Source organism: Paenibacillus sp. FSL R5-0473 (assembly GCF_038004565.1).
GTDB classification, from domain to species: domain Bacteria; phylum Bacillota; class Bacilli; order Paenibacillales; family Paenibacillaceae; genus Paenibacillus; species Paenibacillus amylolyticus.
Window position 1 is genome coordinate 697662 of the sequence record NZ_JBBORL010000001.1, and the last position, 22197, is coordinate 719858.

General features: G+C 43.8%; 18 protein-coding genes. 17 read left to right on the forward strand and 1 reads right to left on the reverse strand.

The genetic code is table 11. From position 1 onward, the window contains the following. Window positions 1–51: 51 nt before the first annotated feature. The 4 genes from MKY28_RS03205 to MKY28_RS03220 all read left to right on the forward strand — a co-directional run bounded on the left by MKY28_RS03205 (window position 52) and on the right by MKY28_RS03220 (window position 2993). Window positions 52–399, forward strand: coding sequence for a hypothetical protein (locus tag MKY28_RS03205; protein WP_340934845.1), 348 nt, complete (start codon window positions 52–54; stop codon window positions 397–399). Window positions 400–637: 238 nt separating this feature from the next. After that, the gene (locus tag MKY28_RS03210; RefSeq protein ID WP_340934848.1) at window positions 638–1639 is read left to right on the forward strand and encodes an endo-1,4-beta-xylanase; all 1002 of its coding nucleotides are present in this window, start codon (window positions 638–640) and stop codon (window positions 1637–1639) included. A 199-nt stretch (window positions 1640–1838) separates the two neighbouring features. Next, window positions 1839–2009 (forward strand): hypothetical protein, encoded by a 171-nt coding sequence (locus tag MKY28_RS03215; protein WP_186327841.1) that lies wholly within the window; start codon window positions 1839–1841, stop codon window positions 2007–2009. A gap of 165 nt (window positions 2010–2174) precedes the next feature. Continuing rightward, window positions 2175–2993 carry a purine-nucleoside phosphorylase gene (locus MKY28_RS03220; RefSeq protein WP_036617166.1) on the forward strand — a complete coding sequence of 273 codons (819 nt, stop codon included), beginning with the start codon at window positions 2175–2177 and terminating at the stop codon, window positions 2991–2993. A gap of 118 nt (window positions 2994–3111) precedes the next feature. On the opposite strand, the gene MKY28_RS03225 is transcribed toward MKY28_RS03220, so the two are convergent. Continuing rightward, a complete protein-coding gene (locus MKY28_RS03225) occupies window positions 3112–4188 on the reverse strand; it encodes a LacI family DNA-binding transcriptional regulator (RefSeq protein ID WP_340934850.1) in 1077 nt (358 codons plus the stop codon). A 540-nt stretch (window positions 4189–4728) separates the two neighbouring features. Between MKY28_RS03225 and MKY28_RS03230 the strand changes: the two genes are divergently transcribed. The 13 genes from MKY28_RS03230 (at window position 4729) to MKY28_RS03290 (ending at window position 22191) form a co-directional block, all read left to right on the forward strand. Beyond that, entirely contained in the window at window positions 4729–5589 is an 861-nt protein-coding gene (locus tag MKY28_RS03230; protein ID WP_223200008.1) for an ABC transporter permease, read from the forward strand. A gap of 16 nt (window positions 5590–5605) precedes the next feature. Continuing rightward, entirely contained in the window at window positions 5606–6487 is an 882-nt protein-coding gene (locus MKY28_RS03235) for a carbohydrate ABC transporter permease (RefSeq protein ID WP_036617174.1), read from the forward strand. A 55-nt stretch (window positions 6488–6542) separates the two neighbouring features. After that, window positions 6543–8150: an ABC transporter substrate-binding protein gene (locus MKY28_RS03240; protein WP_340934852.1), complete on the forward strand. Its 1608-nt coding sequence runs from the start codon at window positions 6543–6545 to the stop codon at window positions 8148–8150. A 25-nt stretch (window positions 8151–8175) separates the two neighbouring features. Beyond that, a complete protein-coding gene (locus MKY28_RS03245; RefSeq protein ID WP_340934853.1) occupies window positions 8176–9648 on the forward strand; it encodes a glycoside hydrolase family 32 protein in 1473 nt (490 codons plus the stop codon). 28 nt (window positions 9649–9676) lie between these two features. After that, window positions 9677–10576, forward strand: a complete 900-nt coding sequence (locus MKY28_RS03250) for an ROK family protein (protein WP_340934855.1) — start codon at window positions 9677–9679, stop codon at window positions 10574–10576. A 244-nt stretch (window positions 10577–10820) separates the two neighbouring features. Beyond that, window positions 10821–11258, forward strand: a complete 438-nt coding sequence (locus MKY28_RS03255) for a GNAT family N-acetyltransferase (protein ID WP_340934857.1) — start codon at window positions 10821–10823, stop codon at window positions 11256–11258. A 275-nt stretch (window positions 11259–11533) separates the two neighbouring features. Beyond that, on the forward strand, window positions 11534–11815 hold the full coding sequence (locus MKY28_RS03260) for an acyl carrier protein (protein ID WP_076252870.1): 282 nt from the start codon (window positions 11534–11536) through the stop codon (window positions 11813–11815). A gap of 92 nt (window positions 11816–11907) precedes the next feature. Continuing rightward, window positions 11908–13104 carry an acyl-CoA dehydrogenase family protein gene (locus tag MKY28_RS03265; RefSeq protein ID WP_340934859.1) on the forward strand — a complete coding sequence of 399 codons (1197 nt, stop codon included), beginning with the start codon at window positions 11908–11910 and terminating at the stop codon, window positions 13102–13104. 143 nt (window positions 13105–13247) lie between these two features. Further along, window positions 13248–14054, forward strand: coding sequence for a phosphotransferase family protein (locus MKY28_RS03270; protein ID WP_340934861.1), 807 nt, complete (start codon window positions 13248–13250; stop codon window positions 14052–14054). A 74-nt stretch (window positions 14055–14128) separates the two neighbouring features. Further along, on the forward strand, window positions 14129–14935 hold the full coding sequence (locus tag MKY28_RS03275) for a helix-turn-helix domain-containing protein (RefSeq protein ID WP_076252867.1): 807 nt from the start codon (window positions 14129–14131) through the stop codon (window positions 14933–14935). Window positions 14936–15023: 88 nt separating this feature from the next. Then, window positions 15024–15731, forward strand: a complete 708-nt coding sequence (locus MKY28_RS03280) for a thioesterase II family protein (protein ID WP_256720101.1) — start codon at window positions 15024–15026, stop codon at window positions 15729–15731. Window positions 15732–15754: 23 nt separating this feature from the next. Then, entirely contained in the window at window positions 15755–18319 is a 2565-nt protein-coding gene (locus MKY28_RS03285) for a non-ribosomal peptide synthetase (protein ID WP_340934863.1), read from the forward strand. 20 nt (window positions 18320–18339) lie between these two features. Next, window positions 18340–22191, forward strand: coding sequence for a type I polyketide synthase (locus MKY28_RS03290; protein WP_340934864.1), 3852 nt, complete (start codon window positions 18340–18342; stop codon window positions 22189–22191). Window positions 22192–22197: the final 6 nt, after the last annotated feature.

Here is a 22197-nt window from a genome sequence, read left to right on the forward strand (position 1 = left end):
CCTAAACTAGCGATCCTCGCATACCTATGATAGTAGAGGAGCGTGATTGATATGGAGCAGAAAGTGCAAACTTACTTCGAACTGAAACAGCAGCAAAAAGATATTGAGCAGCAGTTGTCTATACTACGAGATGAGATTGTCGCGTATTGTGCAGAACAAGGGGTCTATGAGACGCAGGTTGGTGGTTACACCGTGAAAACAGTGCTTCAGAACCGGAAGGAATACGATGATCAGAAGCTGTATGCTTCTCTTCCAGACCCGGACATCTGGCGATTGTTATCCAAGGTAGACAGCCATAAGCTGAAAAGCCTCATCAAGCTGAACATTCTGTCCGAGGAACAAATTAACCCGGCATGCACAGTGAAACAGGTGACCTTGTTACAGGTAGACAAGCTTTAACGCTTCATATCCTCTTTGTATATGAGTTGATTTAAATGAACATCACGATCACAAACACCTTCCGAGAAATGTTCTGTTGCGATGAGCAGTGGAACATACGTGGAGGTGTTTTTTATTGCGCGAATAGGGCCCGGGATTATAAATAGTTAAATATGAGGGGGAAGAAGTATAATTTGTTCATTGTAAGCGTATTTAACAAACGATATGATGGATAAAAAATGGCAGGGAGGAATTGTAAATGCCAACCGAAATTCCATCACTACATGCTGCGTACGCTAATACGTTCAAAATAGGTGCTGCTGTACATACCAGAATGTTGCAGTCCGAAGGAGATTTCATTGCCAAACACTTCAATAGTATCACGGCTGAAAATCAGATGAAATTTGAAGAAATTCACCCGGAAGAGGATCGTTATTCATTTGAGGCGGCGGATAAAATTGTTGATTTTGCTGTTGCCCAAGGGATTGGGGTTCGCGGACATACTTTGGTCTGGCATAATCAAACATCGAAATGGGTCTTTGAGGATATCTCAGGTGCTCCCGCTTCCAGAGAGCTGTTATTATATCGCTTGAAGCAACATATTGATACGGTAGTAGGTCGGTATAAGGGGCAAATATATGCGTGGGATGTCGTTAATGAAGCTGTTGAAGATAAGACCGACCTGTTCATGCGGGACACGAAGTGGTTAGAGCTGGTGGGAGAAGATTATTTGCTGCAAGCGTTCAGTATGGCTCATGAAGCTGATCCAAATGCTCTTCTTTTCTATAATGACTACAATGAGACGGATCCGGTCAAACGGGAGAAGATCTACAATCTGGTTCGGTCTTTGCTGGACAAGGGAGCGCCTGTACACGGGATTGGGTTGCAGGGGCATTGGAATATTCATGGTCCTTCGATTGAGGAGATCCGAATGGCTATTGAGCGTTATGCTTCACTGGATGTGCAGTTGCATGTTACGGAGCTGGATATGTCCGTGTTTCGTCATGAGGATCGTCGAACGGACCTCACCGCGCCAACTTCAGAGATGGCTGAGCTACAGGAGCGTCGATATGAAGAAATCTTTAATTTGTTCCGTGAGTATAAATCATCCATTACCTCTGTGACATTCTGGGGAGTAGCGGACAATTATACCTGGTTAGACCATTTCCCGGTACGCGGACGCAAAAATTGGCCCTTTGTTTTTGATCAGCAGTTGCAGCCAAAGGAATCATTTTGGCGTATCATTAACCCTATGTCCTGAACATCAGGGAAGTGGAGAGAATCGGTCACGATGTGGCCGATTTTTTGCTGTAGTCAATATAGATTATACAGTGCGGTTATCTCGTGCATGATTAGAGGCGTTGATTTGTATGGATGATAAAAATATGGTATTAAATGGGATTATGTGATAGGGTTGAAGAAATGGTGAACCAAATTCTTTCCTGAAATGAGATGAGAAGATGGATCGCACCCGCAATTACCTGTTAATATTTGCAGGAAACTTGGTCGCTGCGTATTATATCTTTGAAGAAGGTACTTTTGCCAAACCACTGATGTTTGCTACATTCATGCTGTTGCTGATTATGACTATCGATTATATGAAAAGTAGAAACAAATATACATTGGATTAGGGTATGTCCATGTTTTTAAACGATTCTGGAGCATAGGGTCGTTTTTTTATTGTATATAGAACAGCTTCCATTTACATCATGACCATTGTTCATTACACTTGATGAGTAACACCTCATTAACTCAGTTTTCGTTAACTCAATTCAGATCATCAGGAGGATATCATTATGCATCAATCCGCACATATTCAGGAAGCAAGAGATTACATATTAAACCGAATCCATACCAAACCTGCCGTAGGCATGATTCTGGGTTCTGGACTGGGAGCGCTCGCGGACGAGATTGAAAATGCGACCGTTATCCCGTATACAGATATTCCGTATTTCGCTCAATCTGAGGCTATCGGCCATGCCAATGAATTGGTTATTGGTGAACTGATGGGCAAAACGGTTGTAGCGATGAAAGGCCGCCTTCATTATTATGAAGGTTTTACATTGGACGAAGTGACTTTCCCCGTTCGGATCATGAAGGCGCTGGGTGTCGAGCAATTGCTTATCACCAATGCCTGCGGAGCCATCAACACAAGCTTTGAGCCGGGTCAACTGATGCTCATTACAGATCATATTAACCTGGTAGGCAATAACCCGTTGATGGGGCCGAATAACGCCGAACTGGGTGTTCGTTTCCCAGACGTATCACAGGTATACAATCGTGAACTGCGCAGCATTGCCCTTAAGGTTGCAGAAGAGCAGAATGTTGGCTTGCAGCAAGGTGTCTATGCATGGTGGAGTGGCCCGGCATATGAGACACCAGCGGAGATTCGCATGATTCGTACGATGGGTGCGGATGCAGTGGGGATGTCCACGGTACCTGAAGCCATTGTTGCCATCCATGGCGGTATGAAGGTACTAGGCATTTCCTGTCTGACCAACATGGCCTGTGGTATTCTGGATCAGCCGTTAAGTCATGATGAAGTTATTGAAGTGGCTGCGCAAGTGAAAACAACCTTTATCGGACTTGTAAAAGGCATCTTGAAAGAGATTTAATCGCGAGATGATTTTTTATCTAGGCCACGATGGATAGGATAGAGTTTTCATCCAACCAAATCGAAACCACAAAAAAACGTATGCTTCACGAGTTGTTACTCGTGAGACATACGTTTTTTTATTTTGCAGAACTATGAACCATCTGAGAATGCTCGGCCATGATTGATGGCGTAGACTCCCTGATGATGGGTTTGGTCACAATGTGGGAGACCTGATATGGCTGTGTCGGGCTATTAATCCGGGATAACAGCATCTCCGCAGTCTTAATGCCCATCTCATTGCTATAAATATGAACCGTCGTTAATGCTGGCTCAATAATTCGAGATTGGGGTGCATTATCGAATCCGCATATCGCAATATCCTGTGGCACAGCGACATTTCTGTCTTTTAACGCTCTAATCAGATCAACTGCTATAAAGTCATTAGCGCATACGTAAGCGGAAGGTAGGGAGGCCAGCTCTGCCACTCGCTGGTTCAACCATCCTGGCTTGGAGAAACACAGGCGATCATTATCTACGATGCAATGGGACAGGTCGACCTGCAACCCCGCCTCCAGCATAGCACGCTGATATCCAACCCATCGTTCATTAAAGCTCTTGCAGTGATTGTAATCTCCGACGAATCCAATACTTGTGTAGCCGCTCTCAATTAATTTTGTGGTTAACTGATAGATGCTATGTTCATTCTCCATGAGTAGCAGATCTGCTTTGAATTCGGGATAACATATGTTGGAAGCGCAATCGATAAAGATGGTGGGAATGCCCAGATCGGTAATCAGCTGTGTATATTCCAGATCAAATAATTCAATGCAAATGATGCCGTCTACTTTGGCTATATCAAAATTGTTGGGAAGTGTAAGTGTATCTTGATCGTCTTCACGCACGATATGAATCGAGAGATTGTATCCCTCCGCACTGATTCTTTTCTCCAGACCACTGATTAACAACGAACCAAAGTGAGATGTACCAGGCAGGTTTTCAGTTAACAGGGCGATATTGCCCGGAGCCTTGGTTAGAACATGCTCATTGTCCATATAGGCAAACTGTTTATATTTAAGTTCAATTGCTTTTTTAATTACACGATTTCGGGTTTCATCCGGGATGTTTCCGCTATCATTTAATGCTTTGGAAGCCGTATTTCTGGAGATCCCCAAAGCATCAGCGATGTCTTGTATCGTGACTTTTTCCTTTGCCATCTAATGCTTCACCTCTAATCCTCAATAGTCATCCATATTCTTCTCTAAGTCAAATGTATAATAGAACGGGACAAATAGCAATCTCTGTTTTACAAATGCACAATTACATTTACATTTAGATAGTCGAATTCTATTTTCATAATTGTTCCAGAAGTTTTGTTAATTAGTGTAACAATGATAATCTATTACAGTCATGATATAGAAATATCTATGCGAGTATTAACGATTCAGTGCTGTATATATGCAAATTTAATCCTCTTTAGTTACATTAATGCAAAGATGAAATGATCAAATGCACAAATATTTTTTTACAAAACGTATTGACTAAATCCGTTGAAACCTGATAAATTGTAAATTATCAAATAGGCAATTGTAAATATTGAAAGCCCTTACTGAAAACAATTGTCAACTTCTAGAATGAACGGGGGTATCGTGTTGGATAACATAGCCGACAGCAAAAAGGGCGAAGGAAGGGTACTGAAAGTGAGGACGACAAGCGGTCATAGGTTACAGCAGCTCAAAAAAAATTACTTTTTATATATGTTGCTTGCACCAGCCTTAATTTTGACTCTTATCTTCAAGTACATTCCGATGTACGGAGCCATCATTGCGTTTAAGGATTTCAGTCCGATCAAAGGCATCATGGGTAGTGATTGGGTAGGACTGAAGCATTTTGAGAAATTTATAGCTTCACCCAATTTCGATATCATTTTAATGAATACGCTTAAACTCAGCTTTTTGGGATTGATATTCAGTTTCCCGGTGCCCATCTTACTGGCACTCATGCTGAATCAGGTACGCAAAGCTGGCATCAAGAAAAATATTCAATTGTTTCTGTACGCACCCAATTTCATCTCGGTTGTTGTGGTTGTGGGTATGCTGTTCATCTTCCTCTCACCGACAGGGCCAATTAATCAATTAGCCACATGGATTACAGGTCAGCCGATCATGTTTATGTCTGAACCGGAATATTTCCGCTGGATCTACATTTTGTCCGATATCTGGACCGGAGCGGGCTGGGCTTCCATCATATACGTCGCGGCTTTGGCCAATGTTGATCCGGAGCTTCACAATGCGGCTAATCTGGATGGAGCCAATCTCCTTCAGCGTATTCGCCACATTGACCTTCCAACGATTCGTCCGATTATGGCCATCGTCTTTATCCTTGCAGCTGGCGGGATTATGTCCATTGGATTTGAGAAGGCTTATCTGATGCAGACGTCCATGAACCTGCCTTCCTCCGAGATTATTGCCACGTATGTCTACAAGGTGGGGTTACAGTCTGGAGATTACGCTTATTCTGCGGCAGTTGGATTGTTCAACTCGGTTATCAATGTGATTTTGCTGGTGACGGTGAATCTGATTGTGAAGAAATTGAATGAAGGCGAAGGCCTCTATTAGGAAAGGAGTATTATCCATGGTTGTTAAACACACGGGAATGGATCGATTGATCCTCACACTCAATGCCATCTTTCTCACCTGTGCTGTACTGGTTGTGGTTGTTCCCCTGATTTATATTGTTATCGCCTCTTTCATGGACCCAACGGTGCTACTGAATCGTGGACTGTCCTTTAATGTATCGGACTGGAGTCTGGACGGATATCAGATGATTTTGTCCAATCCAGCCATGATCCGGGGGTTTGCAAATGCGGTATTGTACTCAGTTTCCTTTGCACTGATCACCGTGACCGTATCCATATTTGCAGGTTATGCATTGTCGGATGATAGGCTCGCGGGACGTGGATTTTTCATGATTATCTTTATCATTACGATGTTCTTCGGCGGGGGATTAATCCCTACGTATCTACTCATACGTAATCTCGGCATGCTTGATACGGTGTGGGCGATCATCATCCCTGGAGCGGTTAACGTCTGGAACATCATTCTCTCCAGAACCTTTTTCAAAGGAGTCCCTCGAGAACTGAAAGAAGCTGCAAACGTGGATGGCGCCTCTGAGATGAAGATTTTCTTCCAGATCGTCATTCCATTGTCGAAACCGATCATTTTTGTACTCGCACTCTATGCGTTCGTTGGGCAATGGAATTCCTATTTTGATGCAATGATCTATCTCGATAATCCGAACTTGCATCCGTTACAGCTCGTTCTGCGTTCCATTCTGATTCAGAATCAGGCTGCACCGGGCATGATCAGTGATCAGCTCGCGATGGCAGAACTGAAACGGCTCTCCGAGATGATTAAATACTCAGCGATTGTCATTTCGAGTCTGCCACTCATTATCATGTACCCGTTTTTCCAGAAGTATTTCGAAAAAGGTGTCATGGTCGGTTCCCTCAAATAGTGAACAGCCTGCGATACAGTAAGTTGATCCAATCCAACTCATGGAGGTCATTATTATGAAAAAAGTGAACAAGTCCAGAAAAGCCGTTACAACGGCATCCATTTCCATGTTATCTGCAATGCTCTTTTTAACCGCCTGTGGCGGAGGTGGAGGCGGCGCGGCAAGTGAGGCGCAATCCCCTGATGGCAAGGTGACATTGAATTTTATAACACAGAGCTCTCCGCTGGCTCCCGCTGATCCAAACGACAAGCTAATTAACAAGCGACTCGAAGAGAAAACCAATGTGCATATCAACTGGAAGAACTATACGAGTGATGTGTTTGCAGAAAAAAGAAATCTGGCGGTCGCCAGCGGTGATTTGCCGGATGCCATTTTTGATGCAGGTTACGGGGACTATGATCTCCTGAAACTGGCGAAGGACGGGGCGATCATTCCACTTGAGGACATGATTGAACAACACATGCCCAATCTGAAAAAGGTGCTGGAGGAAGCTCCCGAATACAAGAGCATGATTACGGCTCCAGACGGACATATTTATTCATTCCCATGGATTGAAGAACTCGGAAGTGGCAAACAACGGATTCAGGCGGTGGATAACTTACCCTGGATTAATGTGGAATGGCTGAACAAGCTTGGACTGAAGATGCCAACGACAACCGAAGAACTGAAAGAAGTATTGATCGCGTTCAAAACTCAAGATCCAAACGGCAACGGTAAGGCCGACGAAATTCCGTTATCTTTCATTAACAAACCGGGCGGAGAAGATCTGACATTTCTCTTTGCGGCATTTGGACTCGGAGAGAACTGGGATCATACCGTGGTAACCAATGATGGGAAAGTGGTCTTCACGGCAGCTGATGAAGGCTACAAGGAAGCGGTTAAATACATTCATGAGCTGGTTAAGGAAGGCCTCGTGGATGTCGAATCGTACCAGCAGGATTGGAACACGTATCTTGCGAAAGGCAAGGATAATAAGTACGGCATGTACTTCACATGGGATAAGGCTAACATTACAGGCATGAATGATACGTATGATGTTCTGCCTCCGGTTGCCGGGCCTAACGGAGAGATCAATGTCACAAGAACAAACGGAATAGGACTTGATCGTGGTCGCATGGTCATTACCAGCAGCAATAAAAACCTGGAATCCACAGCGAAGTGGGTAGACCAACTGTACGATCCGATCCAATCTGTGCAGAACAACTGGGGTACCTATGGAGACGAGAGTCAGCAAAATATTTTTGAATTCGATGAAGCCAAAGGCATGCTGAAGCATCTTCCGCTGGAGGGCTCTGCACCAGTTGAACTCAGACAAAAAACCAGTATCGCAGGACCATTGGCCATACTCGACAGTTATTATGACAAATACACAACCAAACCGGAAGATGCGGCTTGGCGGATGGAACTTCTCGATAAGGTTATGGTTCCGCATATGAAAGCGGAGAACGTATATCCAAGTGTGTTCTTCTCCATCGATGAACTGGATCGATTGTCCACGATTGAGACCGATCTCTTCGCCTATGTGTTACGTCTGCGTACAGAATGGTATCAGAACGGGAAAATAGATCAGGAATGGGATGCTTACTTGAAAGAGCTGGATCGCCTTGGATTGCAAGAATGGCTACAGATTAAACAAGCGGGATATGACCGTAATAACAAATAAAGAAAAGTACGGAGGAGAAACCATAATGTCGACAATTCTTAAACAAGATTACAGAAATGAATACCATTTTTCACCGAAAGAGAAGTGGATGAACGACCCAAACGGCATGGTGTTTTTCAATGGGGAGTATCACTTGTTCTATCAGCATCACCCACATGGAACCACATGGGGCCCCATGCACTGGGGCCATGCAGTGAGCAGGGACCTGATCTCCTGGGAGGAACTTCCGATAGCTTTACTCCCCGATGAGAATGGCACTATATTCTCGGGAAGTGCCGTAGTGGATTGGAATAATACGACCGGATTCTTTGAGGGTGAGCCAGGATTGGTTGCTATTTTCACCCATCATCTTGAAGTTAAAAACCAAGATGCCATACAAACCCAGAGTCTGGCGTATAGCAAAGACAGCGGCAGAACCTGGACTAAGTACGAGGGTAATCCGGTATTAAAGCATGAGTCCTTTGTTGATTTCCGTGATCCCAAAGTGTTCTGGCATGAGCAGACCAAGGAGTGGGTTATGATTATCGCTTGTGGTCAAACGGTATGTCTGTATCGTTCTCCCAATCTGAAGGATTGGACGCTAGGAAGTGAATTTGGAGCAGGGATTGGTTCACACGATGGCGTGTGGGAATGCCCCGACCTGTTCCCGCTTGCATTAGATGGAGATTCAGGGCAGGAGAAATGGGTGATGCTCGTTAGCATCGGTGCAGATCCTGCTTTTATTGAAGGCTCCAGAACACAATATTTTACCGGAGATTTTGATGGAACTACATTTGTCCCAGACGAGGCATCCCAGACGATTCGCTGGATTGATTATGGTCGGGATAACTACGCAGGAGTTAGTTGGTCTGACGTTCCTGAGGAAGATGGAAGACGCCTCATTATCGGCTGGATGAGCAACTGGATGTATGCCAACCAGACGCCGACCAATGATTACCGTGGAGCAATGACCATTGCCCGGGAGTTGACACTGGAGACAAGAGCGGGAGAAGTTATATTGATTCAACGTCCTGCACGTGAACTTGAGCAAGCCCGTACGCCAGTATTGTCCCTACAGGATGCTTCGATTCAGCAAGTGAGTGAGCAGTTGAACACATTGCAACTCGTGAACTATGAGATCCATGCAGAGTGGGCTCAGGATCAGACGTTCCATTTTGCACTAAGAAGCGGCGCAGATCACGAAACGGTCGTTGGTGTAGACTCGATCCGAAGTGAAGTGTACGTTGATCGTAGTCGATCGGGCATCGGCAATTTTCATGAACTTTTCCTGAGCCGTCATACAGCTGAGTTAAAAGAAGTGAACGGAAATCAAAGTTTGCGTATCTTTGTAGATCATTCATCTGTGGAGGTATTTGCAAATGATGGTCAGGCGGTTATCACGGATCTGATCTATCCGGATGCGGATTGCCAAGGCATCTCTGCTCATGCCGAAAATACAGATCTGGTCTTCTCTTCACTTCATATCTATGAGATATCATCAACCAAGGCTAAAGGTTAATTGTAATGAAGGAAAGGGGCCCAAAACGATGCGTATTGGAGCTATAGAAGCGGGCGGAACAAAGTTTGTATGTGGTGTAGGTAATGAGCATGGGCAGATTGAAGATCGGATCAGCTTTCCAACAGAACATCCGGAGACTACCCTTGCTAAGGTGATCGACTATTTCAGGGATAAAGATGTGGAAGCCCTGGGGATCGGCTCCTTTGGTCCGATTGATCTGCAACCGGATAGTCCCACCTATGGTTATATTACGACCACACCTAAGCCTGGGTGGGAAAACTGTAATGTGGTTGGAACCTTGAAGCATGAATTTCCGGTTCCTTTTGGATGGGATACGGATGTGAATGCTGCCGCGCTCGGTGAAGCGACGTGGGGAGCGGCGCAAGGACTGGACAACTGTGTATATTACACGATTGGTACAGGAGTTGGTGTCGGACTTGTGGCAGGGGGCAAACGAGTACACGGATTGTTACATCCCGAGGGTGGACATATTCGGACAAGACGCCATCCAGACGATCACTTTGCCGGATTATGCCCATATCATGGCGATTGCTTGGAGGGAATGGCAGCAGGTCCAGCCATTGAAGCTCGTTGGCAGATCCCTGGCAGTGAACTGCCGGCAGATCATCCGGCGTGGGAGATCGAATCCTTTTACATTGCGGAGTCGATTACTACGGCCATCTTGCTTCATTCGCCGCAGAAGATCATCTTGGGTGGTGGTGTGATGCAGCAAGATCATCTGTTTCCTATGATCCGGGAGCAGGTAGTGCGGAATCTCAATGGTTATGTAAATGCTGCCCCAATCACGCAACATATCGACCAATATATTGTGCAGCCCGGATTGGGCCAGCATGCAGGCCTATGTGGTGCGTTAGCATTGGGTCTGGAAGCATTACAACATGCGGCACAAGCTTCACATGTTTCATAGTTTTCTATAATAATCTACATCCCAGAAGGGATGGCTGCAGGTTCGCTTATTGGTATAAGCAAGACTGCACCGTCCTTTTTGGGCTTTTTTATTTTTTTGAGGAGTTCAGTATGTTTGAAAAATATAGTGCGTTCTAAAATCCGGTGTTGCTCAAGTGAGTTGCCAAAGGTATGATTTTTAGTGTTCTATAGTGCGATATGACATTCAAAAATTAACGTTTCTCCACTGGAAAGGAATTCAACAAATGAACCCAATAACAATGCGTCAAGCTGTACAGGCAGACCAAGAGCAACTTGCTGATTTGCGAGCCTTGGTATTATACGATGATCTAACCAGACTGGGAAGGTACGATGATGTGAAGGTGCGTGAACGTTTCCGGAATACATTCAATCCTGCCCAGACACAGATTATTGAAGTGGAGGGTTCAATGGTAGGTTGTGTAGCGTTAAAGCCCAAGGCTGAGGCATATCTATTGGAACATTTCTACATACATCCCGATTATCAAGGCCAGAGAATAGGAACTCAGGTACTGAACATGCTGCTGGAACAGGATGAAGTTCAGGGGAAACGTGTTATTTTAAATGTTTTGCAGGGAAGCCCTGCTCGGCGATTGTATGAACGATTTGGATTTATATTGGACAGTGAAGATGAGGTCGATGTATTTATGTCAAAGCACCTTTGAGATAATGAATCATTGTCGCAAGATAGGGATATCATCTCGAAGGTGGAAACCTATTAAATATTTGTGAATACATGGCAATAGTGATTGCTTGACTCAGGAAAATTATGATAGTATCGAAGTCAGAGAATATATGGAATATTTACAAAATGTAGGACTTTTTTTGTTGCGATTCCTATACTCTTAGGCAAACGTTCGAACAGATTCTGATCACAGAAATGGTGCTACAAAAATGGATTTTCAAAGATTACATGTCTCACATCGAGGAGGAATCTTTTTTGCAAGAATATCCTGTGGCTTATGATCAGTTTGATATTCACTTCTATCAGGTCGTGGAAATGTTTTCTGAACAAAAGCTGGATGTAAGTGCGTTGGATGAGGATTTAAGAGTTCTTGGATTAAACTCCATTTCATTTATCAAACTGATCATTGCCTTGGAGAACGAATTCAATATTGAGATGGACGATGAGTATCTTGAATTGGAGAACTTCACAACATTGCAACATCTGAAAGACAGTTTGCGTAAGTGCATCAATTATGAGATTCCCAATGAGTCATAAAGGGGAAATGACGACACAAGCTTATATCAGACAATCACAGCATCGAGTTCCGTTTATTGGACTTATAACCTCAAAATCAGGAGTGATATGTGATGAAAGTTGAACTGAATGCGGAGCAATTGATGTGGCAGGAACAATTCAAGGATTTTGTAGACAGCGAGATTATTTCATATGCTAGTTTAAATGACAGCGAAGAACGAATTCACCCGGAACTCCTTGCGAAAATAACAGAGGCTGGTTATCTGGGCTCCATGTTGCCAAAAGAATATGGCGGGATGGAACTGGACAATATCACTATCGGGATTCTTAACGAAGAGGTTGGACGTGGGTGCTCCTCTGTCAGAAGTTTGTTAACCGTTCAGGGGATGGTGGGTTTAGCGATCTTGCGTTGGGGAACGGAGCAACAAAGACAGTACTGGTTGCCTGCATTAGCTACGGGAACAACTTTGGGTTCATTCGGATTGACAGAACCGAGTGTTGGAAGCGATGCCAAAAGCATTGAAACAACGGCCGTATTAGACGGAGATGAATACATACTTAACGGTCATAAAAAATGGATTACCATGGGGCAGCTTGCAGACGTATTTTTGATTCTTGCCCAATGTGAGAACAAGCCGACAGCGTTTATCGTGGAGAGAGATTCCATTGGGTTCAGCGTTGAACCTATGAGCGGGTTGCTTGGAGCGAGAGCATCGATGATTGCTGAACTGAAAATGGATTCTTGTCGTATTCCGAAGGAAAACCTCCTGGGTCAAGTTGGTACAGGGTTATCACATGTTGCTCTACCTTGTCTGGATTATGGAAGATACACGATCGCTTGTGGCTGTGTAGGTTTAGCCAAGGCATGTCTGGATGCATCGGTACATTATGCCAATTCCAGAATCCAATTCGGAAGAGCTATACGCGAGAATCAAATGATACAAAAAATGATCACTGAAATGTCAGTGAATATGAAAGCGGCACGGATGCTGTGTTACAGAGCAGGATATTTAAGAGATGTGGGTGATCCAGAGAGCATTATGGAAACTTGGACTGCCAAATACTTTGCTTCAACCATGGTGAATAAAGTTGCCAGTGATGCGGTGCAAATTCATGGTGCCAATGGTTGCCATCGAGACTATCCCGTAGAGAGATATTATCGGGATGCCCGGATCAATGAAATTATCGAAGGCACGACTCAAATGCATGAAATTTTAATCGCAACACAGGAGGTTGTAACACACCGCCGTGAAATAAGAGGTTCAAATAAAGCAGAAAAAGTTAAGGATAGCGCGAATCGAAACGTTTAGATTTTGCATTGCAGGACCTAAGGAAGAGCCCTTTTTTTGCATTAGGCAGGATCATTCATTATGCTATGAAAAAAGGGCTTGATCATTAGGTTCTTTGATGTTTTACCATAATTGATTTAGGAAAGATACGGAGTTGATTAGGATTGAAACGGATTGGGCAGGGACAGACAGCGGAAATATTCAGACATGGTGAAACTTCAATTTTGAAACTTTTCAGAGAAGATTTCTCTGCGGAAGCGATTCAGCATGAGTTTGATAATACTCGAATCGTTTTGGAACTTGGAGTTAAATGCCCACAAACAATCGATATGGTGACGATCAATAATCGTAAAGGTATCATATTTGAGTTGGCCAGTGGAAGGACACTTCTGGAAGAGATGATTATTAAACCGTGGTCCATTGAGCGCAGAGCAAGGCAGATGGCAGAACTTCATCATCAAATACACCAGCAATCGGGTGAACAGATTCAACAAAAGCATAAGACTGTATTAGAGAAGAATATATCAAACGCAAGCGATCTATCGGACATTGAGAAGCAACAGATTATGGACTATGTACATAGTTTGCCGGAAGGCAGATCTCTATGTCATGGGGATTTCCATCCCAATAATGTGATTACAGGCAAAGAATCCTGGATCATAGACTGGATGACAGGCGCATCGGGCTGTCCAGCAGCAGATGTGGCAAGGACGCTAGTGTTATTAAAATACGGAAATTTGCCCAAAGGCGCTCCATTGATGATGAAAGTTCTGCTGAAGATAATCAAAAGCAGGATGAGTAAAGCGTATATTGAGTATTACTTGTCTCTCTCGGGCATGGACATTCGCGAGATACATCGATGGGTTCTTCCCATTGCTGCAGCCAGACTAACGGAGTGGATACCACCTGAGGAAAAAAAAGATTTATTGGATTACATTCGTAATCAGCTTAAAAAATTCAACACAACTTAGATCAAGATTAGGAATGAATGTATAGCACCGTACTTGTCAAAACCGTCCGAAAAACAATCAGGAGGTTAACGATAATGGATTTCCAACTACGTTCTGTTGTTTCTTATGATATGGTCGTCCGTGAAAAAAAACATCTATTTGACTTGTCTCTCAGAAGACAGATTGCCATATTTGAGGTCATGGATGCATTGGAAATCAGTGTGTTTAGCAAAACGGTGCAAGTTAAGGCAGGGGCTGTGCTGCTGGCAAATAAAATAAGACTGCAAAATTACGATAAACCTGTTCTGAAAATGAGGGGGATTATTTTTGGATCGGATCTGCTTGAGCGACTGCCAAGCTGTCACATATTAAGTGAGAATGGTAGTAAACACTATGATCTTGCTGTAAGTCTGTTGAACCGAACGGTAGAGAGTAGAGAGGACATCGAAATAGCTGAAAGAGATTTTCTTGAAGTATACTCCAGTTACTATCAAACGAATTTGGCTAATTTGATGCGACCGGAAACGGATCGGGAGGACTCAGTCAAACGGAACTTGGTCATGATATGCAAGTATATCCAAAACAATTATGAGAAGCCAATTACTCTGCAATTTCTGGCGGATATGGTTGGTTATAATCCAGTGTATCTGTGTAATCTGTTTTCTAAGGTTTTCAATGTTTCGCCACTGAAGTACCTACAGCAGATTCGGGTGGATAAGGCACAGGAGTACGTAACCAAGACGGATCTTCCAATCTCTGAAATTACGACGAAGCTAGGGTACAGTTCTAGTACACAATTTAGTGCAATGTACAAGAAAAAAGTAGGCAAAAGTCCGACCGAACATCGCAATCAATTCAGAAGCAACAAGGGAGATTTGCCCCTATCTATTCAATCTACATAATGTATTCAATAACACAGAAAATATTGTATTTTTTTACGTAAAATGATAAATTACGATAAAAATAAGAATACGAGGAATGATAGGGCTAATGAAGAAAATTCAACTTTTTTGTTTGCCTCATGCAGGTGGATCAGCCATGATTTTTCATCGCTGGAAATCATCTTTAAGCCCTTTTATTGACGTAATACCGATCGAATTAAAAGGAAGAGGCGCTCGAGTGGGGGAACCATTCTATGAAAGCTTTGAAGAAGCGATTGAAGATATCTACCCCACGGTTTCCTCACTAATTCATGGGCCTTATGCTATTTTCGGACATAGCATGGGAAGCTGGATGGCGCTCGAACTATATTACCGACTTGCACAGTCAACGAAACAATTGCCTGAACATATGATGCTTTCAGGCAATCGTGCACCACATATTTTCAAGGATGAGAATATTCACGCATTGCCAGACGAAGAGTTCAGAGAGGCGATTCAGAACATGGGTGGAACGTCGGATGAGGTCTTTACCAATAAAGAGCTCTTTTCGTTATTTGCACCTGTACTTAGAGCGGATTTCAGGATTGTCGAACTCTATCGTTTTCAGCCCAAGCCTTTCAAGGTTCAGAGTGATATTACCGTGTTAACTGGCAGAAGCGATACCCGAGTGAAATCTAGCGATCTGATCGGATGGAAAAAGTACGCTGGTTCACAATGTGACATTGTCAAATTGGATGGAGGACACTTCTATATCCAGGATAATATTCAGGAAACAACGAGAATTATAAATGAAAAGCTGCAACCTTATGTAATCTAGTTGACAAGGAGTGTGTTCCAGTTATGAGCATGGATAACTTGGCTCAATTATTTAGCTCCCTTGGTTCAGTCACAGACAGAGGTATTACTTTTCTGAATGGCAGCAAAGAAGAAAAGGTTGTATCGTACCAGTCCCTTCTGCAATCAGCCAAAATCCGATTAGGAGAACTTCAAGCATTCGGGATGCAGCCGGGTAATGAATTGATCTTCCAACTGAACTCGGAAGAAGAGTTTATTGTCACCTTTTGGGCTTGCACGCTTGGAAAAATCATACCGGTTCCGATAACCGTAGGCGGAAATCAGGAGCAAAGAATGAAGCTTTACAATGTGTGGAAAACGTTGAATCATCCGTTTATTGCTGCTGATCAGGATCTCACGGAAAGCTTGGACAAGTTTGCCCGGAAGAATGGACTGGAAGAGGTTGTCCAAGAAATGCATGCCCGAATCTTTATAGTACAGGGCATCTCGAACGTACGAGAAGAACCTATTGTTGAGGGAATTGAAGCTAGCATCCAGCCGGATGACATAGCCTTTATCCAATTTTCTTCAGGTTCTACGGGACAAACCAAGGGTGTAGTAATTACACACCGCAATGTCATGATAAATATACAAGCTATGAATATAGCAACCCAAATCTCCTCTAATGACCGTTCTTTGAGTTGGTTACCCCTGACCCATGATATGGGTCTGATTGCGTTTCACCTTACAAGTACCTTCCAAGGTCTGCAACAGTTTATTATGCCGACTTCCTTATTTATCCGTCACCCTACATTATGGTTAACCAAAACTTCTGAACACCGTGTCACCCAACTATATGCTCCAAATTTTGCTTATAAATATTTTCTGGATTCATATAATCCACTAACCTTTGCATCAACCGATTTGTCTTCGGTACGTTTTATTATGAACGGTGCTGAGCCGATATCTCCGGCACTTTGTTTCAATTTTCTGGAGGCGATGAGTCCTTATGGACTGGCTTCCAATACAATGCTGACGGCGTACGGCTTGGCCGAAGCAACCGTTGGTGTTTCTTTTGGTAACGTCGGTGATTTGACTTGTTATGTACTGGACAGAAGATATTTGGAGACCGGGAAACCATTCATAGAAGTTGAACCGGGCTCAGAACATGCTGTTTCTTTTGTGGAAGTAGGCAAGCCGGTTCAATACTGTGATGTACGAATATGTGATGATTATGATAAGCCGGTCGAGGAATTGGTGCTGGGCAGTATTCAAATTAAAGGATTGAGTGTAACAAGCGGTTATTACAACAATGCAGCAGCTACGGAAAAAGCAAGTACAGCCGATGGATGGATTCGTACTGGAGATATTGGATTTATGAATGATGGCGCAATAGTCATTACGGGCAGAACCAAGGACATTATCTTTATCAATGGTCAAAACGTATATCCGCATGATATTGAACGTGTAACGGAGGAACTGGAGCAGTTTGATCTGGGGAAAGTCGCTGTATGTGGTGTCTCCAATCTACTTACAGGATCGGAAAGCGTTGTAATGTTTGTACTGTATAAAAAGGACTTGCCATCTTTTATTCCAAGAGTTGGAGAAGCCAAAGCACATATTCAGCAGCGGATGGGGATTGAACTCAAGTCCGTGCTGCCCATTAAGCAAATTCCTAAAACGACGAGTGGAAAATTTCAACGTTACAGGCTTCAGGAGCGGTACGAAACAGGAGAATTTAGTGAAATCGAACAATCTATTCAGAGCATGTTAAGCCATATCCAGGAGAACAAAGAAGTACAACCAGCTCGTGATCATATCGAACAAAAGCTGATTGAGATTGTTGAGTCCGTAGCGGGACTTAGGAATGTCGGAGTAACGGATAACCTGGCTGAAGCTGGATTCGATTCGCTAAAAGTAACGCAGATTCATGAGGCAATCGATGATGCATTTCCAGACAAAATAGCAATTTCCAGCTTGTATTCACATACCTCTATTGTCTCATGGGCGAATCTGATCAGACAAGACAGAGTGGAAATGGAGCCTGTACGGATGGATCGGGGCTTTTTCCATACGGATCGAGGTTACGAAGCCTTGTCGTATCAATTCACTCTCCCAGCTTCATTGGTACAGGATATGCGACTGATTGCACAATCCGAAGCGATCAGTATTCATGTGTTGGCATCAGCTATGTATGCTTACTTGTTACACACGTTGTCAGAACAACCCTCTATTGATATGCACGTATCCTATGGTACAGCGAGAATGATCACACCTGTACGATTGAATTTCGATCAATACAAGACAATGAAAGAGCTCTTTCAAAATGTTCATCAACAGATCATAACCATGCCTTCCGATCGAGCGTTTCCCGTCGAGCAGATGAGCCAGATCAGAACAAGCAGCACGGAGTGGGCAATTATTCCTTTATATGGTGAACAGCATCTGTTCAAGGCATCGGACGATGTACTGAACTATTACGATCTGATTATCCTAGTGTCTGACGAAGGTGATATTCTGCAGTGCAATTGTCGTTTTAATGGACGTAAATTAAAACAGAGCCGTGTGAAACGTCTTATTGCCAATTATGTGAGAGGACTTCAACTATTGGTACAACCGGAATTGAAATGAAATTTCATAGGGGGACGGCCATGCTTGATCAATTGTTCGACAGAGAGCAATGGGAAGAAGAAGATGACCAGGACACTACTACTGAAATGGATATAACAACGGATAATAGACATGATATAGCTGTTATAGGTATCGGTGCGAAGTTGCCGACCGGAGAGTCGCTGGATGAATTTTGGAAGATGCTTGATTATGGAATTGATTGCATACGTGAATTGCCCAATCATCGAAAGGGCCAGTTGGATCAATACTTGCTTCACAAGCAAGGTTCATTGGAGCATGTACGTTATTTGAACGGAGCTTATCTGGACGAAATCGATGAATTTGATTATTCCTTCTTCCGTATGAGTGTACAGGAAGCCAAGCTGATGAGTCCGGTCCAACGATTGTTTTTGCAAACGGTATGGCGTGCGGTTGAGGATGCAGGTTATGGTGGTGACCGTTTGGCTGGAAGTTCAACAGGGGTGTACGTGGGTGTAATCGGAGATCAAGAAGGTTACAAGTACAAACAGATGGTCGAGGAATTAAGCCCGGACATGTTACCGATCGCCACCGTAGGCAATCTTTCGTCCATCATTCCTGCAAGAATTGCGTATCTACTTAATCTGACGGGGCCGGCTATGGTTGTAGACACAGCATGCTCCTCTTCGCTGGTTGCTCTGGATATGGCAGTACGTGCATTACGTGAAGGAAGTTGTGATATGGCTATCGCTGGAGGGATCAGGCTGAATATGATTCCACTGGATAAAGAGTATTACAAAATCGGTATTGAATCCAGTGATGGAACAACAAGAACCTTTGATGAAGATGCGGATGGATCAGGAATGGGTGAGGGTGTAGTAAGTGTTGTACTTAAACCTGTGGAACAGGCATTGCGGGATCATGATCATGTGTATGCAGTCATAAAAGGCACAGCTGTGAATCAGAATGGGTATTCGGCAGGGATCACAACGCCCAATGCGGTAGCTCATGAAAAAGTACTGACTCATGCTTGGCGTGATGCTGGAATTCATCCAGAGAGTCTTTCTTATCTGGAAGCACATGGGACAGGTACGCTCATTGGGGACCCGATTGAACTGGAAGGAATCAAATCGGCTTTTCGCAGATTTACGGACAAAAAACAATTCTGTGCCATAGGATCGGTTAAGTCCAATGTGGGCCATTTGTACGACAGTGCAGGATTAGCGGGTCTGCTGAAGGCGATTATGGCACTCAGATCCAAACGTATTCCCTCTACACTTCATTTTAATAAGCCAAACCCAAAATTTGAATTTGATACATCACCAGTCTATGTCAATGTCATTTCAAGGGAGTGGGAGGCGGCCACTCCTCGAAGATGTGGAGTCAGTTCATTTGGGTTAAGCGGCACCAATTGCCATGTCGTACTGGAAGAAGCTCCGAACATATCAGTGGAATTGGGGCGCGATGACCATTATCCCTTTTTGATCTCAAGTGTATCATCCGGAAATCTCTCCCGTCAGGTGCAATCATATGTGAAGTGGATCAATGAGAACCCGAAGGCCGATGTGAGGGATGTATGCTGCACAGCAGCTACTGGAAGACAGCATCATGCACACCGAGCGGTGTGGGTGGTCAGTTCGTTGGATCAATTGCTGCAGCATTTAAACGACTTTCTTGCAGAACCCAAGACCGGTAAATATGAACAAGATACATTTAGGAAAAGTAATCAGTTATTCACTACAGAAGAACTTATCTCGAACTGGCATATCGAAGGATGTGATAGAGCAACCGTGCTAGAGGAGTTGTGCACACATTATCAAGGCGGTGCTCAGATCAATTGGTCAAGAATCTATCCAGATGTGACCTATAACAAGTTGAGCTTGCCCACATATTCATTTGAGGAGAGTAAGTGCTGGATTGATACTAACCCCGATAATTCGGTACAGACTGAGGAAGAAGCGATGTATTATTCATTGTCATGGAAGCCTTGGAGCGAGATCGGCAAGATTAACTCATCCAGCATCCATAATGTTGAACGTGTTTTATTAATACGAAATGATACACAGCTACATGCAACCCAGTTGGTGAACCAAATTCGTGAAGCTGGAGTAGCAGTTATCGAAGTGATATTGGGAACATCTTACCTTCAACAGGATGCACAGACATATGTAATTCGAAATAACGAGAGTGATTATATCAAACTTTTGCTGGAAGTGTCCTTTGGAGGTCCCTATCGGATCGTGCATTTAGCATCACTTGACCATTTAGAAAATAAGGAAAACAGGCTGGACAAAGGTCTTATGTCTGTATGGAGACTTACCAAGGCGTGCTCACACGTCATTGCAGAGCAGGTTGAGATGATTTTGGTGACAAGCTTTGCTAATGAAGTGACGGGTGACGAGAAAGTTCTGTATCCGGAGAATTCGGCGATGCTGGCTTTCGGACATACGGTACAGCGTGAGATTCAGAATCTCGAATGCTTCTGTATAGATGTTGACCAAGATTGGGATACCTCTCAGTATATGCGTTACATTTTGGGGCCGTTGGAGAAGAAGTCTTTGGCGATTAGAAATGGACAAGCATACCAAGCTGAATTCGCACCTGCTGATGTGGGTTCCATGCCTGATGTTGATATGAACTGGAAAGAAAACGGCGTATACATTATTACAGGTGGACTTGGTGGTCTGGGGATGGAGATTGCTGAACGCTTGCTATCATTTGGACGTATGAATCTGGCTTTGATTGCAAGAACGGCACTGCCCAAACGTCACAATTGGGACATCATTCTAAATGCGAAAAATACTTCACCAGATCTAAAAAGTAAGCTTCTTCGGTTGCTTGATATGGAGAAACGGGCCGGACAGTTGATGTATCTCGGAGCTGATGTTGCCGATGCAGATCAGTTAAGTCAAGCCATTGAACAATTAAGAAGTCGATTTGGTCGTATACATGGCATCATCCATGCAGCAGGCGTTGGGAGTACACAACATGCTGACCAGATGACTGAGGAAGAGTTTACAGCAATGCTGGCTCCGAAAGTGAAGGGGACTCCTCTGCTGGATCAGTTAACAGCCGATGATCAGCCAGATTTTCTAGTCATGTTCTCGTCCGTCGCTACGTTATTTGGTTCTACTGGACAGGCTGCTTATGCCGCCGCGAATGCATATCAGGATGCCTATGCCCCAATGCGGAACCGCAAAGGGATGCGTACGATAACGCTGAATTGGACTACCTGGAAAGAGGTAGGCATGGCTTCCAGAGCCGGGTTTGATTTTGACACCTTATTCAAAGCGATGCCCAAAGAGTGGGCATTGGATCGATTGTTCGAAATAATGGGAAAACAGACCGACCGTCTGCTGGTGGGGGAATTGAACTGGAATTCACCCTATTTAAACATTTTGAATAACTACCACTTTCATCTTGATGCCAACATCGGACAAAGGTTACAAAAATTGATGAGAATGCCGGAAAGAGCAAAGCAAATATCAATGAAGAAGGAATCCGCTTCTACTGTTCAGATCCCAACGGAACAGTATGAACTTGAATTGGAATCTTCCGTGGAGATGGACCGGACTATTGCGAATATAGTTGGACCATATTTAGGCATTAAAGAGATGAATGTACATGACAGCTTTTTCGAACTCGGTGCAGACTCTATTATGATTAAGCAGATTTTCTTGAAATTGGACAAAACTTACCCTGGAAAACTCATACTGACCGATCTGTTTGAATATCCAAGTATCTCCAGACTAACTACTTATATGAGCACCACAGAAAAGCAGAAGCCTCACCAGTCTCCTCAAAAGGAAACTTTCGAAGAGGAACGGGATACAGATCTTGAGAATCTGTTCGATGAGATCGAACGTGGAGCAATGGATCTGGATGAAGCAATCATCAACCTTCAAAAGATGTAGGGGGAC